Origin of the sequence: Aeromonas sp. R6-2, from assembly GCF_040908155.1 — a bacterium.
Classification (GTDB): Bacteria; Pseudomonadota; Gammaproteobacteria; order Enterobacterales; family Aeromonadaceae; genus Aeromonas; species Aeromonas schubertii.
In genome coordinates this window covers 1-20,190 of record NZ_JBFODE010000069.1, presented here as the reverse complement: position 1 = coordinate 20,190, position 20,190 = coordinate 1, and the positions used below count along the sequence as shown (strand labels likewise).

The following is a 20,190-nucleotide window of genomic DNA, read 5'->3' as shown; positions in this document are numbered from 1 at the left end:
AAGGCCTTCGCCTTCGACCAGATCGACAAGGCGCCGGAAGAGCGTGAGCGTGGTATCACCATCAACACCTCCCACGTAGAATACGACACCGCTACCCGTCACTACGCTCACGTAGACTGCCCGGGTCACGCCGACTACGTTAAGAACATGATCACCGGTGCTGCCCAGATGGACGGCGCAATCCTGGTAGTAGCTGCTACCGACGGCCCGATGCCGCAGACCCGTGAGCACATCCTGCTGGGTCGCCAGGTAGGCGTTCCGTACATCATCGTGTTCATGAACAAGTGCGACATGGTTGATGACGAAGAGCTGCTCGAGCTGGTAGAGATGGAAGTGCGTGAGCTGCTGTCCGAGTACGACTTCCCGGGCGACGACCTGCCGGTCGTACGTGGCTCTGCCCTGAAGGCGCTGGAAGGCGAAGCTCAGTGGGAAGAGAAGATCCTGGAGCTGGCCGGTCACCTGGATACCTACATCCCGGAGCCGGAGCGTGCCATCGACATGCCGTTCCTGATGCCGATCGAAGACGTATTCTCCATCGCCGGTCGTGGTACTGTCGTTACCGGTCGTGTAGAGCGCGGTATCGTGAAGGTAGGTGAAGAAGTTGAAATTGTTGGTATCAAAGAGACCACCAAGACCACCTGTACCGGTGTTGAAATGTTCCGTAAGCTGCTGGACGAAGGTCGTGCAGGTGAGAACGTTGGCGCCCTGCTGCGTGGCGTGAAGCGTGAAGACGTAGAGCGTGGTCAGGTACTGGCGAAGCCGGGCACCATCACCCCGCACACCAAGTTCGAGTCCGAAGTATACGTACTGTCCAAGGAAGAAGGTGGTCGTCACACCCCGTTCTTCAAGGGCTACCGTCCGCAGTTCTACTTCCGTACTACCGACGTGACCGGTACCATCGAACTGCCGGAAGGCGTAGAGATGGTCATGCCGGGCGACAACATCAAGATGGTTGTTACCCTGATCTGCCCGATCGCGATGGACGACGGTCTGCGCTTCGCAATCCGTGAAGGTGGCCGTACTGTTGGCGCCGGCGTTGTAGCCAAGGTTATCGAGTAATCAAGGCTTACAATGAATAGTGAAAGCCCCTATAATAGGGGCTTTCTTATGCAGGGGCGTAGTTCGAATTGGTAGAACAGCGGTCTCCAAAACCGATGGTTGGGGGTTCGAGTCCCTCCGCCCCTGCCAGCATACCTCGCCAAGTGCGGGGCTTTTGTGTCTTTGGTAACGTCAGATACAGGTAGGTTGTATGAGTGTGAATTCTGAGAGCCAGGGCGGAAGCAAGGATACCCTGCTTTGGGGCCTGGTTTTCATCATCCTGGCGGCCGCTGTAGTGGGTAACTACCTGCTGAGTAGCGGTGTCTCTGCCGTCGTCCGCGCTGTGGGTGTGGTCGTTGTCATCGCTGTGGCCGGCGCTCTGGCCCTGCAAACCACCAAGGGTAAGGCTACCCTGGCCTTTGCTCGCGAGTCCCGCCTCGAAGTGCGCAAGGTCGTATGGCCGACCCGTCAGGAAGCCATTCAGACAACCCTGATTGTGCTGGCGGTGACCGCTGTGATGGGTCTGCTGCTGTTCGTGCTGGACGGCGCCCTGGTATGGCTGGTCAACCTCATTACCGGTGTGTAAGGAATAACCATGACTGAGCAACGTGAACAACGTATGAGATGGTATGTAGTGCAGGCATTTTCCGGCTACGAAGGCCGTGTTGCCAAATCCCTGCGCGAGCATATCAAGATGCACGGCATGGAAGAGAAGTTTGGCGAAGTACTGGTCCCGACCGAAGAAGTGGTCGAGATGCGTGCCGGCCAGAAGCGCAAGAGCGAGCGCAAGTTTTTCCCGGGCTATGTCCTGGTGCAGATGGTGATGGATGAGACCTCCTGGCACCTGGTGCGCAATGTCCCGCGCGTCATGGGCTTCATCGGTGGTACCTCCGACCGCCCGGCGCCGATCTCCGACAAAGAGGCCGATGCCATCCTGAATCGCCTGCAGGATGCCCACGACAAGCCGAAGCCGAAGACCCTGTTCGAGCCGGGTGAGATGGTTCGTGTGGCCGATGGTCCGTTCGCCGACTTCAATGGTGTGGTCGAAGAGGTGGATTACGAGAAGAGCCGCCTGAAGGTCTCTGTGCTCATTTTCGGTCGCTCCACCCCGGTGGAGCTGGACTTCAGCCAGGTCGAGAAAGGCTGATTAAGTTCTGCACATAATGTGTTGTCAGGGGCAGCGAATATCACTATAATTCGCTGCCCCTTTTTAGTTGGGGAGCCGTTTGCAGGAGCATGTCTCCGAGGCGCTAGAACCCATTTTTGAGGTATTTTGTAATGGCTAAGAAAGTCACAGCTTATATCAAGCTGCAGGTTGCTGCTGGTGCGGCCAACCCGTCCCCCCCTGTTGGTCCGGCCCTGGGTCAGCACGGTGTGAACATCATGGAATTCTGTAAGGCGTTCAACGCTCGTACAGAGAAGCTGGAAAAAGGCGCTCCGACTCCGGTCGTGATCACCGTGTACAGCGATCGTTCCTTCACCTTCGAAACCAAGACTCCGCCCGCTTCCTTCCTGCTGAAGAAAGCCGCTGGCATCAAGTCTGGTTCTTCCAAGCCCAACAAGGACAAGGTCGGTAAAGTGACCGTTGCCCAGCTGGAAGAGATCGCCAAGACCAAAGAGCCGGACATGACTGGTGCCGACCTGGCCGCCAAAGTTCGTTGCATCGCCGGTTCCGCCCGTTCCATGGGCCTGGTAGTGGAGGAATAAGACGATGGCTAAACTGTCCAAGCGCATGCGCGTAATTCGCGAGAAAGTTGACGGTACCAAAGAGTACGGCATCAACGAAGCCATTGCCCTGCTGAAAGAACTGGCCACCGCCAAGTTCGTTGAGAGCGTAGACGTTGCCGTTAACCTCGGCATCGACGCTCGTAAATCCGACCAGAACGTCCGTGGCGCCACTGTGCTGCCGCACGGTACCGGTCGTGACGTCCGCGTCGCCGTGTTCACCCAGGGTGCCAACGCCGAAGCCGCCAAGGCTGCCGGTGCTGAGCTGGTTGGCATGGATGACCTGGCTGAGCAGGTCAAGAAGGGCGAAATGAACTTCGACGTCGTCATCGCCTCTCCGGATGCCATGCGCGTTGTTGGTCAACTGGGTCAGATCCTGGGCCCGCGTGGCCTGATGCCGAACCCGAAAGTTGGTACTGTAACCCCGAACGTTGCCGAAGCTGTCAAGAACGCCAAGGCCGGTCAGGTTCGTTACCGTAACGACAAGAACGGTATCATCCACACCACTCTGGGTAAGGTCTCCTTCAACGAAGCTCAGCTGAAAGAGAACCTCGAAGCCCTGCTGGTTGCCCTGAAGAAGGCCAAGCCCTCTTCCGCCAAAGGCCAGTACATCAAGAAGGTAAGCATCTCCACCACTATGGGTGCCGGTGTTGCCGTTGACCAGGCCTCCCTGGACGCGCAAGCCTAATTGATTTGATTTACAAGGCGCAAAATTTGAACTAAAATTTTGCGCCTTGAGTTTGGTTGGGGGCTTCGCCTCCGTCCAAGACCGCAGGTGGTTGAAAAACCTTAATTTTCCTGCGTAGACGGTGCCGGAAACCCAGCGAGAGAGAATTTTTCTCTTCTGGAATCCTGCCACCGATATCGTTCCCCGCGAGGGGTGTTCAATTTCTGGGTCACGGTGGCCCAGGTTATATCCAGGAGTTAAGCCAATGGCATTGGGACTCGAAGACAAAAAGCAGATCGTTGCTGAAGTCGCCGAAGCTGCCAAAGGCGCCCTGTCCGCAGTGGTTGCCGATTCTCGTGGCGTTACTGTAGACAAGATGACCGCCCTGCGTAAGAGCGCTCGTGAAGCTGGTGTGTATATGCGCGTTGTGCGTAACACCCTGCTGCGTCGCGCTGTTGAAGGTACCGAATTCGAGTGCCTGAACGACGCATTCAGCGGTCCGACCCTGATCGCATTCTCTAACGAGCACCCGGGCGCTGCTGCCCGCCTGTTCAAAGAGTTTGCCAAGGCGAACCAAAAGTTCGAGATCAAGGCCGGCGCTTTTAACGGTGAGTTTATCGCCGCTGCACAAATCGATCGTCTGGCCACGCTGCCGACTTACGAAGAAGCAATTGCAAAGCTGATGGCTACCATGAAGGAAGCCGCCGCTGGCAAGCTGGTTCGTACTATCGCTGCTGTCCGCGATCAGAAAGAAGCTGCTTGATTCTCGCCTCTATAGGCAGTTTAAGTCATTTCAATATCAGGAATTTTTGTCATGTCTATCACTAAAGACCAAATCATCGAAGCCGTTGCTTCCATGTCCGTAATGGAAGTTGTTGAGCTGATCTCCGCCATGGAAGAGAAGTTCGGTGTTTCCGCTGCTGCTGCCGTAATGGCTGGCCCGGCTGCTGTTGAAGCCGTAGAAGAGAAGACCGAGTTCGACGTAGTTCTGACCAGCGCCGGTGCCAACAAAGTAGCCGTTATCAAGGCTGTTCGTGGCGCCACCGGTCTGGGCCTGAAGGAAGCCAAGGATCTGGTTGAATCCGCTCCGGCTAACCTGAAGGAAGGCGTGTCCAAGGACGAAGCTGAAGCTCTGAAGAAAGAGCTGGAAGCTGCCGGTGCCTCCGTTGAGGTCAAATAATCTGCATTTATGTAGATTAGCCTGAGACTAATCAGGCTAGGGCTGGTGAATTTTTGTTCACCGGCCCTTTTGCGCTGTAGACTGAGAGCATTTCACACCGTTTTCGTCTCTCAGAATCGCAGCCCTGGACGGCCTTGCCGTCCGGTCTACAAAAACGGTGTTGACAGAGCTGCCCCCTTGGGCAGAGTGGGTCACTTATCAGCGAGCTGAGGAACCCTATGGTTTACTCTTATACCGAAAAAAAACGCATTCGTAAGGACTTCGGTAAGCGAGACCAGGTACTGGACACGCCTTATCTGTTGTCCATTCAGCTGGACTCCTTCAAGCAGTTCATCGAGGCTGACCCGGAGGGTGCGTACGGCCTTGAGGCCGCCTTCCGTAGCGTTTTCCCGATCACCAGTTACTCCGGTAGTGCTGAGCTTCAGTATGTCAGCTATCGCCTGGGTGAGCCGGTATTTGACGTAAAAGAATGCCAAATCCGTGGAGTGACCTACTCCGCGCCGCTGCGCGTCAAACTTCGCATGGTCCTGTACGATCGTGAAGCAGCAGCCGGCACCGTCAAAGACATCAAGGAACAAGAAGTGTACATGGGCGAGATCCCGCTCATGACCGATAACGGCACCTTTGTAATCAACGGTACCGAGCGTGTTATCGTCTCCCAGCTGCACCGCAGCCCGGGTGTCTTCTTCGACCACGACAAGGGCAAGACCCACTCCTCCGGTAAGGTGCTGTATAACGCACGCGTTATTCCCTACCGTGGTTCCTGGCTGGACTTCGAGTTCGATGCCAAGGACAACCTGTTCGTGCGTATCGACCGTCGTCGCAAGCTGCCGGCTTCTATCATCCTGCGTGCCCTGGACTTCACCACTGAAGAGATCCTGGCCACCTTCTTCGAAACCATTCGTTTCGAGATCAAGGATGGTAAGTTGATGATGGATCTGGTGCCCGAGCGCCTGCGTGGCGAAACCGCCACCTTCGACATCGTTGCCAATGGCAGCGTGGTCGTGGAGAAGGGTCGCCGTATCACCGCCCGTCACATCCGCCAGCTGGAAAAAGACGCTGTCACCCAGATCGAGGTGCCGGTGGAGTACGTCGTGGGCAAGGTTTCCGCCAAGGAATACCTGAACCCGCAGACCAGCGAGCTGGTCGTCACCGCCAACCAGGAATTGAGCCTGGAGGCGATCGCCAACCTGTCTCAGGCTGGCTTCAAGCACTTCGAGGTTCTGTTCACCAACGAACTGGACCACGGTGCTTACATGTCCGAGACCCTGCGCATCGACTCCAGCAGCAACCGCCTGGAAGCGCTGGTAGAAATCTACCGCATGATGCGTCCGGGCGAGCCGCCCACCCGCGAGGCCGCCGAGCAGCTGTTTGAGAACCTGTTCTTCTCTTCCGAGCGCTACGATCTGTCTACCGTGGGTCGCATGAAGTTCAACCGCCGTCTGGGTCGTGAAGACGAGACTGGCGTGGGCGTGCTGACCAAGGATGACATCGTCGATGTCATGAAGCGCCTCATCGACATCCGTAACGGCAACGACGAAGTGGACGATATCGACCACCTGGGTAACCGTCGTATCCGTTCCGTCGGTGAAATGGCCGAAAACCAGTTCCGCGTCGGTCTGGTCCGTGTCGAGCGTGCGGTCAAGGAACGCCTCTCTCTGGGCGACCTGGATGCGCTGATGCCGCAGGATCTGATCAACGCCAAGCCGATCTCCGCCGCGGTCAAAGAGTTCTTTGGTTCCAGCCAGCTGTCTCAGTTCATGGACCAAAACAACCCGCTGTCCGAAGTGACCCACAAGCGCCGTATCTCTGCGCTGGGCCCGGGCGGTCTGACCCGTGAGCGCGCCGGCTTCGAAGTGCGAGACGTGCACCCGACCCACTACGGTCGTCTGTGCCCGATCGAGACTCCGGAAGGTCCGAACATCGGTCTGATCAACTCCCTGTCCGTCTACTCCCGTACCAACGAGTACGGCTTCCTCGAGACTCCGTACCGCAAGGTGATCGACGGCGTCATCACCGATGAGGTCGAGTACCTCTCCGCCATCGAGGAAGGCAAGTACGTGATCGCTCAGGCTAACGCCGCGACCACCGAAGACGGCCGCCTGAAAGACGAGCTGATCCCCTGCCGTCACAAGGGCGAATCCACCTTCATGAACGCCGATCAGATCCAGTACATGGATGTGAGCCCGCAACAGATCGTTTCCGTTGCTGCGGCCCTGATCCCGTTCCTCGAACACGATGACGCGAACCGTGCACTGATGGGTTCGAACATGCAACGTCAGGCCGTGCCGACCCTGCGCTCCGACAAGCCGCTGGTTGGTACCGGTATGGAACGTGCTGTGGCCGTTGACTCCGGTGTAACCGTCGTCGCCAAGCGTGGCGGTATGGTTGACCAGGTCGACTCTTCCCGCATCGTGATCAAGGTGAACGAAGATGAGCTGATGCCTGGCGAAGCCGGTATCGACATCTATAACCTGACCAAGTACACCCGTTCCAACCAGAACACCTGTATCAACCAGCGCCCCTGCGTAATGCTGGGTGAGCCGGTGATGGCCGGTGACGTGCTGGCTGACGGCCCGTCCACCGATCTTGGCGAACTGGCGCTGGGCCAAAACCTGCGCGTCGCGTTCATGCCGTGGAATGGTTACAACTTCGAAGACTCCATCCTGCTTAACGAGCGAATCGTTCAGGAAGACCGTCTGACCACCATCCACATCCAGGAACTGGCCTGTATCTCCCGTGATACCAAGCTGGGCCCGGAGGAGATCACCGCCGATATCCCGAACGTGGGTGAAGCTGCTCTGTCCAAGCTGGACGAGTCCGGTATCGTCTACGTGGGTGCCGAGGTGAAGGGTGGCGATATCCTGGTCGGTAAGGTGACCCCGAAGGGTGAAACCCAACTGACTCCGGAAGAGAAGCTGCTGCGCGCCATCTTTGGTGAGAAGGCCTCCGATGTGAAGGACTCTTCCCTGCGCGTGCCGAACGGCGTCTACGGTACCGTGGTCGACGTGCAAGTCTTTACCCGCGATGGCGTGGAGAAGGACAAGCGTGCCAAAGAAATCGAAGAGATGCAGCTCAAGCAGGCCAAGAAGGACCTGACCGAGGAGTTCAAGATCCTCGAGAACGGTATCTTCGGTCGTGCCCGCAACCTGCTGATCGCTTCTGGCTACAGCGAAGAGAAGCTCTCCAAGCTGGATCGCACCAAGTGGTTCGAGCTGGCCATCGAAGATGAAGGCAAGCAGACCGAGCTGGAGCAGATCGCCGAGCAGCACGTCGAGCTGAAAGCCGACTTCGACAAGAAGTTCGAGAACAAGCGTCGCAAGATCATCCAGGGTGATGACCTGGCGCCGGGCGTGCTGAAGATCGTCAAGGTCTATCTGGCCGTTAAGCGTCGCATCCAGCCGGGTGACAAGATGGCGGGCCGTCACGGTAACAAGGGTGTGGTCTCCAAGATCAACCCGGTCGAAGACATGCCCCATGACGAGTTCGGCCGTCCGGTCGACATCGTACTGAACCCGCTGGGCGTACCGTCTCGTATGAACATCGGTCAGATCCTCGAAGTTCACCTGGGCCTGGCGGCCAAGGGGATCGGCGAGAAGATCGATCGCATGGTCAAGGAGCAACGCGAGCTGCACGAGATGCGCAACTTCCTGCAACAGGTCTATGACCTGGGCGAGAAGGACAGCCAGCAGGTCGACATCGCCGAGCTCTCCGACGACGAAGTGCGTACCCTGGTCAGCAATCTGCGTAAGGGTCTGCCGGTCGCCACTCCGGTGTTTGACGGTGCCAAGGAGCGCGAAATCAAGGCGCTGCTGAAGCTGGCCGATCTGCCGGAATCCGGTCAGATCACCCTGATCGACGGCCGCACCGGCAAGCCGTTCGAGCGCAAGGTTACCGTTGGCTACATGTACATGCTGAAGCTGAACCACCTGGTAGACGACAAGATGCACGCGCGTTCTACCGGCTCCTACAGCCTGGTTACCCAGCAGCCGCTGGGTGGTAAGGCTCAATTCGGTGGTCAGCGTTTCGGTGAGATGGAAGTGTGGGCCCTGGAGGCTTACGGTGCGGCATACACCCTGCAGGAGATGCTGACCGTCAAGTCTGACGATGTGAACGGCCGTACCAAGATGTACAAGAACATCGTGGACGGTGACCACCGTATGGAGCCGGGCATGCCCGAGTCCTTCAACGTACTGCTGAAGGAAATCCGCTCCCTGGGTATCAACATCGAGCTGGAAGAAGAGTAAGAGCACGCTCTTATTGTTCGCAAATTGACGTGGGCGCCCCGCTGTTTAGGCAGTTGGGGCGCCGAGGTTAGACTCCTGACAGGGGAAACACGTGAAAGACTTACTCAAGTTTTTGAAGGCTCAGACCAAGACCGAAGAGTTTGATAGCATCAAAATCGGTCTGGCCTCTCCCGACATGATCCGTTCGTGGTCATTCGGTGAGGTCAAGAAGCCTGAGACCATCAACTACCGTACCTTCAAGCCGGAGCGCGATGGTCTGTTCTGTGCCCGTATCTTCGGGCCGGTGAAGGACTACGAGTGTCTGTGCGGCAAGTACAAGCGCCTCAAGCACCGCGGTGTGATCTGCGAGAAGTGCGGCGTTGAAGTGACTCAGACCAAGGTGCGTCGTGAGCGCATGGGTCACATCGAGCTGGCCAGCCCGACCGCCCACATCTGGTTCCTGAAGTCCCTGCCGTCCCGTATCGGTCTGTTGCTGGACATGACGCTGCGCGACATCGAGCGCGTGCTCTACTTCGAATCCTACGTGGTGATCGAAGCAGGCATGACCAACCTCGAGCGCAGCCAGATGCTGACCGAAGAGCAGTATCTGGACGCCCTGGAAGAGTGGGGTGACGAGTTCGACGCCAAGATGGGTGCCGAAGCCATCCTCGAGCTGCTGCGCGGCATCGATCTGGAAGGCGAAGTGCGTACCATGCGCGAAGAGCTGGATCAGACCAACTCCGAGACCAAGCGCAAGAAGACCACCAAGCGTCTGAAGCTGATGGAGGCCTTCCTGCAATCCGGCAACAAGCCGGAGTGGATGATCATGACCGTGCTGCCGGTGCTGCCGCCGGATCTGCGCCCGCTGGTGCCGCTCGACGGTGGCCGCTTCGCGACCTCCGATCTGAACGATCTGTACCGCCGCGTGATCAACCGTAACAACCGTCTGAAGCGCCTGCTCGACCTGGCTGCCCCGGACATCATCGTGCGCAACGAAAAGCGTATGCTGCAGGAATCTGTGGATGCGCTGCTGGACAACGGCCGTCGTGGCCGCGCCATCACTGGCTCCAACAAGCGCCCGCTGAAGTCCCTGGCCGACATGATCAAGGGTAAGCAAGGTCGTTTCCGTCAGAACCTGCTCGGTAAGCGTGTCGACTACTCCGGTCGTTCCGTTATCACCGTAGGTCCGACCCTGCGCCTGCATCAGTGCGGTCTGCCCAAGAAGATGGCCCTGGAGCTGTTCAAGCCCTTCATCTACGGCAAGCTGGAGACCCGTGGTCTGGCGACCACCATCAAGGCTGCCAAGAAGATGGTGGAGCGCGAAGAAGCGGTCGTTTGGGACATCCTGGACGAAGTGATTCGCGAGCACCCGGTCATGCTGAACCGTGCGCCGACCCTGCACCGTCTGGGTATCCAGGCGTTCGAACCGACCCTGGTCGAAGGCAAGGCGATTCAGCTGCACCCGCTGGTGTGTGCCGCGTTTAACGCGGACTTCGACGGTGACCAGATGGCGGTACACGTACCCCTGACCCTGGAAGCCCAGCTCGAAGCGCGCGCCCTGATGATGTCTACCAACAACATCCTGTCGCCCGCCTCCGGTGAGCCGATCATCGTACCGTCCCAGGACGTGGTACTGGGTCTGTACTACATGACCCGCGCCCGTATCGCCGCCAAGGGCGAAGGTATGGTGCTGTCCAGCGCCAAGGAAGCCGAGAAGGTGTATCGCGCCGGTCTGGCCGATCTGCACGCTCGCGTCAAGGTCCGTATCACCGAGTACGTGAAGAACGAAGCCGGTGAGCTGGTTGCCAAGACCGAGATGAAGAACACCACCGTTGGTCGTGCGATCCTGAGCCTGATCCTGCCCAAAGGCATGGAGTACGCGCTGATCGACCCGCCGATGGTGTTGAACGATGCCGCCAAGGCCGATCTGGCTGCCAATCCGCAAAACTGGATCAAGTACGTCTCCAACCAGGCCATGGGCAAGAAGCAGATCTCCCGTCTGCTGAACACCTGCTATCGCAAGCAGGGCCTGAAGGACACCGTCATCTTCGCTGACCAGCTGATGTATACCGGTTTCCACTATGCGGCCCTGTCCGGTGCCTCCGTAGGCATCGACGACATGCTGATCCCGGATGCCAAGAAAGAGATCATCGCGGCAGCCGAAGCCGAAGTTGCCGAGATCCAGGACCAGTTCCTGTCTGGTCTGGTGACCGCGGGCGAGCGTTACAACAAGGTTATCGATATCTGGGCCAGCGCCAACGAGCGCGTCTCCAAGGCCATGATGGAGAACCTGTCCAAGGAGCGTGCAGTTAACTCCCTGGGCGAAGAGGAAGAGCAAGCCTCTTTCAACAGCATCTTTATGATGGCCGACTCCGGTGCGCGGGGTTCTGCCGCCCAGATCCGTCAGCTGGCCGGTATGCGTGGCCTGATGGCGAAGCCGGACGGCTCCATCATCGAGACCCCGATCGTGGCAAACTTCCGTGAAGGTCTGAACGTACTGCAGTACTTCATCTCCACTCACGGTGCCCGTAAGGGTCTGGCGGATACCGCACTGAAAACCGCTAACTCCGGTTACCTGACCCGCCGTCTGGTTGACGTGGCTCAGGACATGGTCGTTACCGAGAAAGACTGTGGCACCGTCGAAGGTCTGTGGATGGCCCCCCTCATCGAGGGTGGCGACGTGGTCGAGCCGCTGCGCGAGCGCGTGCTGGGTCGTGTGGTGGCCGAGGATGTGATCAAGCCGGGCACCGAGGACGAAGTTCTGGTTGCGCGCAACACCCTGCTGGACGAGCGCCTGTGTGACCTGCTGGAGCGCAACTCCGTGGATCGCGTCAAGGTTCGTTCTGCCATCACCTGTGAGACCGACTTCGGTATCTGTGCTCACTGCTACGGCCGTGATCTGGCCCGTGGTCACCTGGTCAACGGTGGTGAAGCGGTCGGTGTTATCGCCGCCCAGTCCATCGGTGAGCCGGGTACCCAGCTGACGATGCGTACCTTCCACATCGGTGGTGCCGCATCTCGTGCCGCTGCCGAGAGCAGCATCCAGGTCAAGAACACCGGTACCATCAAGCTGCAGAACGCCAAGTTCGTTCACAACAGCGAAGACAAGCTGGTTATCACCTCTCGTTCTACCGAACTGACCATCATGGACGAGATGGGCCGTACCAAAGAGAGCCACAAGCTCCCGTACGGTTCCGTGCTCGAGGTGAAAGATGGCCAGGCGGTGACCGCCGGTGAGACAGTCGCGAACTGGGATCCGCACACCCACCCGATCATCACCGAAGTGGCCGGTCGTATCCACTTCGAAGACATGATCGATGGTGTGACCATCACCCGTCAGACCGACGAACTGACCGGCCTCTCCTCTATCGTCGTGCTGGATGTCAACGAGCGTCCGAGCATGGGTAAAGAGAAGCGTCCGACCGTTAAACTGGTCGATGCCGCCGGCAACGATGTGATGATCCCGGGCACCGACGTCGCCGCCCAGTACTTCCTGCCGGGCAAGGCGATCGTCAACCTGGAAGATGGTGCCAACGTGGGTGTGGGTGACGCGGTTGCGCGTATCCCGCAGGAATCCGGCGGTACCAAGGACATCACCGGTGGTCTGCCGCGTGTTGCCGACCTGTTCGAAGCGCGTCAGCCGAAAGAGCCGGCCATCCTGGCCGAGATCTCCGGTACCATCTCCTTCGGCAAGGAGACCAAGGGCAAGCGTCGTCTGGTGATCACTCCGACCGAAGGTGGCGACATCTACGAAGAGATGATTCCGAAGTGGCGTAACCTGAACGTCTTTGAAGGTGAAAAGGTCACCAAGGGTGAAGTCCTGGCCGACGGTCCCGAGTCTGCTCACGACATCCTGCGTCTGCGTGGTATCAGCCCGGTTGCCAACTACATCGTTAACGAAGTGCAGGACGTTTACCGTCTGCAGGGCGTTAAGATCAACGACAAGCACATCGAAGTCATCGTACGTCAGATGCTGCGTAAGTGTGAGATCATGAACTCCGGTGATTCCGAGTTCATCGATGGCGAGCAGGTTGAAGTGGCTCGTGTCAACATCGCCAACCGTCGCCTGGTTGCCGAAGGCAAGACACCGGCTAGCTTCCGCCACGTGCTGATGGGTATCACCAAGGCCTCTCTGAGCACCGAGTCCTTCATCTCCGCGGCCTCCTTCCAGGAGACCACCCGCGTACTGACCGAAGCCGCCGTTGGTGGCAAGCGCGATGAACTGCGCGGTCTGAAGGAGAACGTGATCGTGGGCCGTCTGATCCCGGCCGGTACCGGCTTTGCGTACCACCAGGGTCGTATCAACAAGCGTGCCGCTGCGGCCCGCGATGTGGGTATCCCCCAGGTGACCGCCGATGAAGCGCAGCAGAACCTCGCGGATCTGCTCAATGCAGCCGGCAGCTTCGACGAAGAGTAAGCTGTGATGAAGAGGGCTCCCGTTGGGAGCCCTTTTTTTATTTGTGTTCATCGCGCAATGAGCGGAGCAGGATGATCTGACTCAAGCTTATGACGTAAAAAATCAAAAAAAGTTGACAAGCCCTTGTCGGCTCTGAAAACTCGACGAAGTTATACGGTTTTTACAGGGAGATACCATGACAGTCGGTATTGAAGAGGCGCTGCTACCGGAAGAGACTCCGATCAGCCGCACGTTCACCGCTGAGGACAAGGAGCTGTTGCGCTCATACGAGGGCGTGGTGATGGGGATGGCCGAACTGTTCGGCAAGCATTGTGAAGTGGTGCTGCACTCCCTGGAAAACCTCCATGAGTCGGTCATCATGATCGCCAACGGATTCAATACCGGGCGAACCCTGGGAGCGCCGATCACCGATCTCGCGTTGCGCATGCTCAAGGATATCGAGACCACGGGGCAAGACTACACCCACAGCTACTTCACCCGTAGCCGTACCGGTGCCCTGATGAAGTCGACCACCATTGCGATACGCAACAAAGAGCGTAAGGTCATCGGTCTCATTTGTATTAATCTGCATATCAACGCGCCGTTCCACGAGTTTGTGGCCGAGTTTTTCCCCACCCCGCAGCAGGTGGAGAAGCACACGCCGGAGACCTTCGCCAACAGCGTGGAGGAGCTGGTCGCCCAGACGGTGGACAACACCATTGACGAGATCAATCGCGACCCGACCGTGGCCAACAACGCCAAGAATCGCTTCATCGTCACCCAGCTGTTCGAGAAGGGGATCTTTGACATCAAGGATTCCATCAATCTGGTGGCGGACAAGCTCAACATTTCCAAACACACCGTCTATCTCTACATCCGACAGCGCAAGCAGGGTGAAGAAGAGAGCGAATAACTGCCAAACAGGGGGATAGCTTCATGGCAAAACAGATCGTTGCAACCGACAAGGCGCCGGCCGCCATCGGGCCCTATGTTCAGGGGACCCGTCTGGGTGAGCTGGTCTTCACCTCTGGCCAGATCCCGCTTGACCCGGCCACCATGGAGATCGTGGCGGGGGGTATCGAGGCCCAGGCCGAGCAGGTCATGAAGAACCTGCTGGCCGTGCTGGACGCGGCGGGTTCCGGGGCTGACAAGGTACTCAAGACCACCTGCTTCCTGAGCGACATGAATAACTTTGTGGCCTTCAATCAGGTCTACGCCAAGTACTTTGGTGAGGCCGCGCCGGCCCGCTCCTGTGTCGAGGTCGCCCGTCTGCCCAAAGATGTGCTGGTCGAGGTCGAAGCGATCGCCTACAGCTGAGGCTAATCCTGTTTCGATGAAAGCCCCTTCGGGGGCTTTTTTGATCGGCGGTGCCTCACCTAGAATTGAGGCCAAATCCCGGAGGAAAAGTTTTATGAGCCTTACGTTTGCCATTCTGGTGACAGCGCCTGCCTATGGCAGCGAGCGCTCCCATACGGCCTATCGCTTTGCCCGCTCCGTGCTGGCCCAGGGCCATCGTATCAGCCATCTCTTTTTCTATCAGGATGGGGTCGGCAATGGCAACTGCCTGTTGGCACCGGCCAGCGATGAGGTGGATGCGCATCGCCTCTGGAGTGAGTTGGCATTGGAGCAGGGACTTCGCCTCGATGTATGCGTGGCGGCCGCGTTGCGACGGGGTGTGGTGGACGGACAGGAGGCAACAAGCCTGGGTATGGAGCACTCGAATCTACAGGCGCCCTTCGTGATGAGCGGATTGGGACAGCTTGCCGAGGCCGCCCTGGAAGCCGACCGTTTCGTGCAGTTTTAAGGAGAGCCCAGTGAACCAGGTTGCGTTTATCACTCGCCATGCCCCTCATGGCACCGCCCACGGCCGCGAAGGGCTCGATGCCGTGCTGGCCACCTCGGCGCTGACCGAGGAGCTGGCACTCTTCTTCATTGAGGATGGCGTCTATCAACTGCTGGACAACCAGCAGCCGGATGGCATAGGGCAGCGCCACTATGCCCCTACCTTCCGTCTGCTCGAGCTCTATGACATCGAGCAGGTCTATGTGTGCGCCGAAGCATTACGGGAGCGAGGGCTGACACAGGAGCGACTGCTCATCCCGGTCACTGTGCTGGAGCGTGACCGGCTGACGGCCCGTTGGCTCGACTTTCCTACCCGAATCATGTTCTGAGGTCTTCATGTTGCATTTGGTCATGAGCTCTCCATTTGCCAGCCGTTCATTGGAGCAATGTCTGGCGCATCGCACCGCCGGGGATCCTGTTGTGCTGTTGCAAGACGGCGTGATTGCCGCTTGTACCCAGGCCTGGCTGAGCCGGCTGCAGGGCGTCCCCCTCTATGTGTTACAAGAGGATCTGCAGGCGCGTGGGCTCAGCGCGCTTGAGGGGCAGTCGATCTCCATGGGCGGCTTGGTTGATCTGATTGCCGAGTACGGTTCACCCCTGAGCTGGGGAGAATGATCTGGCGAGCCGATCAGCATGCGCTCTGCAATTGTATAAATCTTGACTCACAGCCCATGTGGACCTAGAATTTCGCGTCCCCGTGTCTGCGGGGAGGATTTTTCACATGTTTATGAAGTCATAACCAGGAGCCTTTTGATGGCAACTATTAACCAGCTGGTTCGCAAGCCGCGTGTCAAGAACGTGTATAAAAGCAACGTTCCGGCACTGGAAGCGTGCCCTCAGAAGCGTGGCGTGTGCACCCGTGTATACACCACCACCCCGAAGAAGCCGAACTCCGCTCTGCGTAAAGTTTGCCGTGTGCGTCTGACCAACGGTTTCGAAGTCACCTCCTACATCGGTGGTGAAGGTCACAACCTGCAAGAGCACTCTGTTGTTCTGATCCGCGGCGGTCGTGTTAAGGACCTGCCGGGTGTGCGTTATCACACCGTTCGTGGTGCTCTGGACTGTGCTGGCGTGAAAGACCGTAAGCAAGCTCGTTCCAAGTACGGCGTGAAGCGCCCGAAAGCTTAATGGTTCTCCGTTAAGTAAGGCCAAACGTTAATACGTTATCTAGTTAAAAACTTTCTAGTTTTGGGTAACCCCTGAAGTTCACGGAGAATTTGAAATGCCAAGACGTCGTGTTGTTGGTCAGCGTAAAATCCTGCCGGATCCCAAGTTCGGATCTGAGCTGCTGGCTAAATTCGTCAACGTAGTAATGGTTGACGGTAAGAAATCTGTTTCCGAAGCCATCGTTTACGGTGCCCTGGATATCATTGCCACCAAGACTGGCAAAGAGCACCTGGCCGTATTCGAAGAGGCTCTGGACAACATCCGTCCGGCCGTCGAGGTTAAGTCTCGTCGTGTCGGTGGTGCAACCTATCAGGTACCGGTAGAAGTTCGTCCGGTACGTCGCAATGCCCTGGCAATGCGCTGGCTGGTTGATGCCGCTCGTAAACGTGGTGAAAAATCTATGGCTCAGCGCCTGGCCGGCGAACTGCTGGACGCGGCTGAGAACAAAGGCGCCTCCGTCAAGAAGCGTGAAGACGTGCACCGCATGGCCGAAGCCAACAAGGCTTTCGCTCACTTCCGCTGGTAATTGCCTGCGCAGGGCCCTTTGGGCTCTGCGCATCTTATGCATGTCTAAGGACAACTCCTTAGTAAGAGGATGACTAATGGCTCGTACAACCCCCATTGAGCGCTACCGTAATATCGGTATCTCCGCTCACATCGACGCAGGTAAGACCACTACCACCGAACGCGTCCTGTTTTACACCGGTGTAAACCACAAGATCGGTGAAGTTCACGATGGCGCCGCCACCATGGACTGGATGGAGCAGGAACAAGAGCGTGGTATCACCATCACCTCCGCTGCTACCACCGCCTTCTGGTCTGGTATGGGTAAGCAGTTCCAGCCGCACCGCATCAACATCATCGACACCCCGGGTCACGTGGACTTCACCATCGAGGTAGAGCGTTCCATGCGTGTTCTGGACGGTGCCGTGATGGTTTACTGTGCCGTAGGTGGTGTTCAGCCGCAGTCTGAGACCGTATGGCGTCAGGCTAACAAGTACAAGGTTCCCCGTATCGCGTTCGTCAACAAGATGGACCGTACCGGTGCCAACTTCCTGCGTTGCGTTGAGCAGATCAAGACCCGTCTGAAGGGCACCCCGGTTCCCCTGCAGCTGAACATCGGCGCAGAAGAGAACTTCAAGGGCGTCATCGACCTGGTCAAGATGAAGGCCATCAACTGGAACGAAGCCGACCAAGGCGTCACCTTCACCTATGAAGACGTTCCGGCCGAGCTGGAAGAGAAAGCACAAGAGCTGCGTCAGAACCTGATCGAAGCTGCTGCTGAAGCCTCTGAAGAGCTGATGGAGAAGTACCTGGGCGGTGACGAGCTGACCGAGGAAGAGATCAAGGGTGCTCTGCGTCAGCGCGTGCTGAACAACGAGATCATCCTGGTTACCTGTGGTTCTGCGTTCAAGAACAAGGGCGTACAGGCCATGCTGGACGCCGTGATCGAGTACCTGCCTGCTCCGACCGACGTAGCTGCTATCGACGGCCTGAAGATGGACGGCGAGACCAAGGACGAGCGTCACGCCTCTGATGACGAGCCGTTCTCTGCGCTGGCGTTCAAGATTGCCACCGATCCGTTCGTGGGCAACCTGACCTTCTTCCGCGTCTACTCCGGTATCGTTAACTCCGGTGACTCCGTGCTGAACTCCGTTAAGGATCGTCGTGAGCGCTTTGGTCGTATCGTTCAGATGCACGCCAACAAGCGTGAAGAGATCAAAGAAGTTCGCGCGGGTGACATCGCTGCTGCCATCGGTCTGAAGGACGTCACCACCGGTGACACCCTGTGTGACGAAAAAGCGCCGATCATCCTCGAGCGTATGGAGTTCCCGGAGCCGGTAATCTCCATCGCGGTTGAGCCGAAAACCAAGGCTGACCAAGAGAAGATGGGCCTGGCACTGGGCCGTCTGGCTCAGGAAGATCCGTCCTTCCGCGTATGGACCGACGAAGAATCTGGTCAAACCATCATCGCCGGCATGGGCGAACTTCACCTGGACATCATCGTTGACCGTATGCGTCGCGAGTTCAAGGTAGAAGCCAACGTTGGTAAGCCGCAGGTTGCCTATCGTGAGACCATCCGCTCCAAGGCGGTTGACATCACCGGTAAGCACGCCAAGCAGTCCGGTGGTCGCGGTCAGTTCGGTCACGTTGTGATCGACATGTACCCGCTGGAAGAAGGCAAGGGCTACGAGTTCGTCAACGACATCAAGGGTGGCGTGATTCCGGGCGAATTCATCCCGGGCGTCGACAAGGGTATCCAGGAGCAGCTGAAGACTGGTCCGCTGGCCGGCTATCCGGTAGTAGACCTGGGTGTTCGTCTGCACTTCGGTTCCTACCACGATGTTGACTCTTCCGAACTGGCGTTCAAGATCGCCGCTTCTCTGGCGTTCAAGGAAGGCTTCATGAAGGCCAGTCCGGTTCTGCTCGAGCCGATCATGAAGGTCGAAGTCGAGACTCCGGAAGACTACATGGGCGACGTTATCGGTGACCTGAACCGTCGTCGTGGCATCATCGAAGGCATGGAAGATGGTCCGTCCGGCAAGATCGTACGCGCCATGGTTCCGCTTGCCGAGATGTTCGGCTACGCTACCGATCTGCGTTCCGCAACCCAGGGTCGTGCCTCCTACTCCATGGAGTTCGGCAAGTACTCTGAAGCTCCGAACAACATTGCCCAAGCAGTGATTGACGAGCGCAAATCCAAGTAATTTAAGAATCCCCGCCTACGACGGTAGGCGGGTTTAACCTAGAAGGACTACGTCGTGTCTAAAGAAAAATTTGAGCGTTCCAAACCTCACGTTAACGTGGGTACCATCGGCCACGTTGACCACGGTAAAACCACCCTGACCGCCGCTATCACCAACGTGCTGGCCAAGCACTTCGGTGGTAAGGCCTTCGCCTTCGACCAGATCGACAAGGCGCCGGAAGAGCGTGAGCGTGGTATCACCATCAACACCTCCCACGTAGAATACGACACCGCTACCCGTCACTACGCTCACGTAGACTGCCCGGGTCACGCCGACTACGTTAAGAACATGATCACCGGTGCTGCCCAGATGGACGGCGCAATCCTGGTAGTAGCTGCTACCGACGGCCCGATGCCGCAGACCCGTGAGCACATCCTGCTGGGTCGCCAGGTAGGCGTTCCGTACATCATCGTGTTCATGAACAAGTGCGACATGGTTGATGACGAAGAGCTGCTCGAGCTGGTAGAGATGGAAGTGCGTGAGCTGCTGTCCGAGTACGACTTCCCGGGCGACGACCTGCCGGTCGTACGTGGCTCTGCCCTGAAGGCGCTGGAAGGCGAAGCTCAGTGGGAAGAGAAGATCCTGGAGCTGGCCGGTCACCTGGATACCTACATCCCGGAGCCGGAGCGTGCCATCGACATGCCGTTCCTGATGCCGATCGAAGACGTATTCTCCATCGCCGGTCGTGGTACTGTCGTTACCGGTCGTGTAGAGCGCGGTATCGTGAAGGTAGGTGAAGAAGTTGAAATTGTTGGTATCAAAGAGACCACCAAGACCACCTGTACCGGTGTTGAAATGTTCCGTAAGCTGCTGGACGAAGGTCGTGCAGGTGAGAACGTTGGCGCCCTGCTGCGTGGCGTGAAGCGTGAAGACGTAGAGCGTGGTCAGGTACTGGCGAAGCCGGGCACCATCACCCCGCACACCAAGTTCGAGTCCGAAGTATACGTACTGTCCAAGGAAGAAGGTGGTCGTCACACCCCGTTCTTCAAGGGCTACCGTCCGCAGTTCTACTTCCGTACTACCGACGTGACCGGTACCATCGAACTGCCGGAAGGCGTAGAGATGGTCATGCCGGGCGACAACATCAAGATGGTTGTTACCCTGATCTGCCCGATCGCGATGGACGACGGTCTGCGCTTCGCAATCCGTGAAGGTGGCCGTACTGTTGGCGCCGGCGTTGTAGCCAAGGTTATCGAGTAATC

Annotated in this window: 18 protein-coding genes and 1 tRNA gene; all 19 read left to right on the top strand. The window is 57.8% G+C overall.

Annotation, left to right across the window (positions count from 1 at the left end; genetic code table 11):
• On the top strand, positions 1 to 1,059 hold a 1,059-nt coding region (gene tuf / locus AB5Y48_RS18450; protein ID WP_368165408.1), incomplete at its 5' end, for an elongation factor Tu.
• Positions 1,060 to 1,111: 52 nt separating this feature from the next.
• Positions 1,112 to 1,188 (top strand) — tRNA-Trp (locus AB5Y48_RS18445).
• 61 nt (positions 1,189 to 1,249) lie between these two features.
• Positions 1,250 to 1,624, top strand: coding sequence for a preprotein translocase subunit SecE (gene secE / locus AB5Y48_RS18440; RefSeq protein WP_050666938.1), 375 nt, complete (start codon positions 1,250 to 1,252; stop codon positions 1,622 to 1,624).
• Positions 1,625 to 1,633: 9 nt separating this feature from the next.
• Positions 1,634 to 2,185, top strand: a complete 552-nt coding sequence (gene nusG / locus AB5Y48_RS18435; RefSeq protein ID WP_050666937.1) for a transcription termination/antitermination protein NusG — start codon at positions 1,634 to 1,636, stop codon at positions 2,183 to 2,185.
• A 131-nt stretch (positions 2,186 to 2,316) separates the two neighbouring features.
• Positions 2,317 to 2,745 carry a 50S ribosomal protein L11 gene (gene rplK, locus AB5Y48_RS18430; protein WP_050666936.1) on the top strand — a complete coding sequence of 143 codons (429 nt, stop codon included), beginning with the start codon at positions 2,317 to 2,319 and terminating at the stop codon, positions 2,743 to 2,745.
• Positions 2,746 to 2,749: 4 nt separating this feature from the next.
• Entirely contained in the window at positions 2,750 to 3,451 is a 702-nt protein-coding gene (rplA, locus tag AB5Y48_RS18425) for a 50S ribosomal protein L1 (RefSeq protein ID WP_050666935.1), read from the top strand.
• Positions 3,452 to 3,695: 244 nt separating this feature from the next.
• The gene (gene rplJ, locus AB5Y48_RS18420; protein ID WP_050666934.1) at positions 3,696 to 4,193 is read left to right on the top strand and encodes a 50S ribosomal protein L10; all 498 of its coding nucleotides are present in this window, start codon (positions 3,696 to 3,698) and stop codon (positions 4,191 to 4,193) included.
• A 51-nt stretch (positions 4,194 to 4,244) separates the two neighbouring features.
• Positions 4,245 to 4,610 (top strand): 50S ribosomal protein L7/L12, encoded by a 366-nt coding sequence (rplL, locus tag AB5Y48_RS18415; protein ID WP_050666933.1) that lies wholly within the window; start codon positions 4,245 to 4,247, stop codon positions 4,608 to 4,610.
• Positions 4,611 to 4,828: 218 nt separating this feature from the next.
• Positions 4,829 to 8,857 (top strand): DNA-directed RNA polymerase subunit beta, encoded by a 4,029-nt coding sequence (rpoB, locus tag AB5Y48_RS18410; RefSeq protein ID WP_368165412.1) that lies wholly within the window; start codon positions 4,829 to 4,831, stop codon positions 8,855 to 8,857.
• A 91-nt stretch (positions 8,858 to 8,948) separates the two neighbouring features.
• Positions 8,949 to 13,253 (top strand): DNA-directed RNA polymerase subunit beta', encoded by a 4,305-nt coding sequence (gene rpoC, locus AB5Y48_RS18405; protein WP_050666932.1) that lies wholly within the window; start codon positions 8,949 to 8,951, stop codon positions 13,251 to 13,253.
• A gap of 175 nt (positions 13,254 to 13,428) precedes the next feature.
• Positions 13,429 to 14,145 (top strand): transcriptional regulator, encoded by a 717-nt coding sequence (locus AB5Y48_RS18400; RefSeq protein WP_136612656.1) that lies wholly within the window; start codon positions 13,429 to 13,431, stop codon positions 14,143 to 14,145.
• A gap of 23 nt (positions 14,146 to 14,168) precedes the next feature.
• Complete coding sequence (locus AB5Y48_RS18395; protein WP_050666930.1) at positions 14,169 to 14,549, top strand: RidA family protein; 381 nt, start codon at positions 14,169 to 14,171, stop codon at positions 14,547 to 14,549.
• A gap of 94 nt (positions 14,550 to 14,643) precedes the next feature.
• The gene (gene tusD / locus AB5Y48_RS18390) at positions 14,644 to 15,036 is read left to right on the top strand and encodes a sulfurtransferase complex subunit TusD (RefSeq protein WP_050666929.1); all 393 of its coding nucleotides are present in this window, start codon (positions 14,644 to 14,646) and stop codon (positions 15,034 to 15,036) included.
• Between the two features lie 10 nt (positions 15,037 to 15,046).
• On the top strand, positions 15,047 to 15,403 hold the full coding sequence (gene tusC / locus AB5Y48_RS18385) for a sulfurtransferase complex subunit TusC (RefSeq protein WP_050666928.1): 357 nt from the start codon (positions 15,047 to 15,049) through the stop codon (positions 15,401 to 15,403).
• A gap of 7 nt (positions 15,404 to 15,410) precedes the next feature.
• Complete coding sequence (tusB, locus tag AB5Y48_RS18380; protein ID WP_050666927.1) at positions 15,411 to 15,689, top strand: sulfurtransferase complex subunit TusB; 279 nt, start codon at positions 15,411 to 15,413, stop codon at positions 15,687 to 15,689.
• 138 nt (positions 15,690 to 15,827) lie between these two features.
• Complete coding sequence (gene rpsL, locus AB5Y48_RS18375; protein ID WP_005360265.1) at positions 15,828 to 16,202, top strand: 30S ribosomal protein S12; 375 nt, start codon at positions 15,828 to 15,830, stop codon at positions 16,200 to 16,202.
• A gap of 94 nt (positions 16,203 to 16,296) precedes the next feature.
• Positions 16,297 to 16,767 (top strand): 30S ribosomal protein S7, encoded by a 471-nt coding sequence (gene rpsG / locus AB5Y48_RS18370; protein ID WP_005360263.1) that lies wholly within the window; start codon positions 16,297 to 16,299, stop codon positions 16,765 to 16,767.
• A 76-nt stretch (positions 16,768 to 16,843) separates the two neighbouring features.
• The gene (gene fusA / locus AB5Y48_RS18365; RefSeq protein ID WP_050666926.1) at positions 16,844 to 18,949 is read left to right on the top strand and encodes an elongation factor G; all 2,106 of its coding nucleotides are present in this window, start codon (positions 16,844 to 16,846) and stop codon (positions 18,947 to 18,949) included.
• Positions 18,950 to 19,003: 54 nt separating this feature from the next.
• The gene (tuf, locus tag AB5Y48_RS18360; RefSeq protein WP_060588043.1) at positions 19,004 to 20,188 is read left to right on the top strand and encodes an elongation factor Tu; all 1,185 of its coding nucleotides are present in this window, start codon (positions 19,004 to 19,006) and stop codon (positions 20,186 to 20,188) included.
• The last annotated feature ends 2 nt before the right edge of the window (positions 20,189 to 20,190 follow it).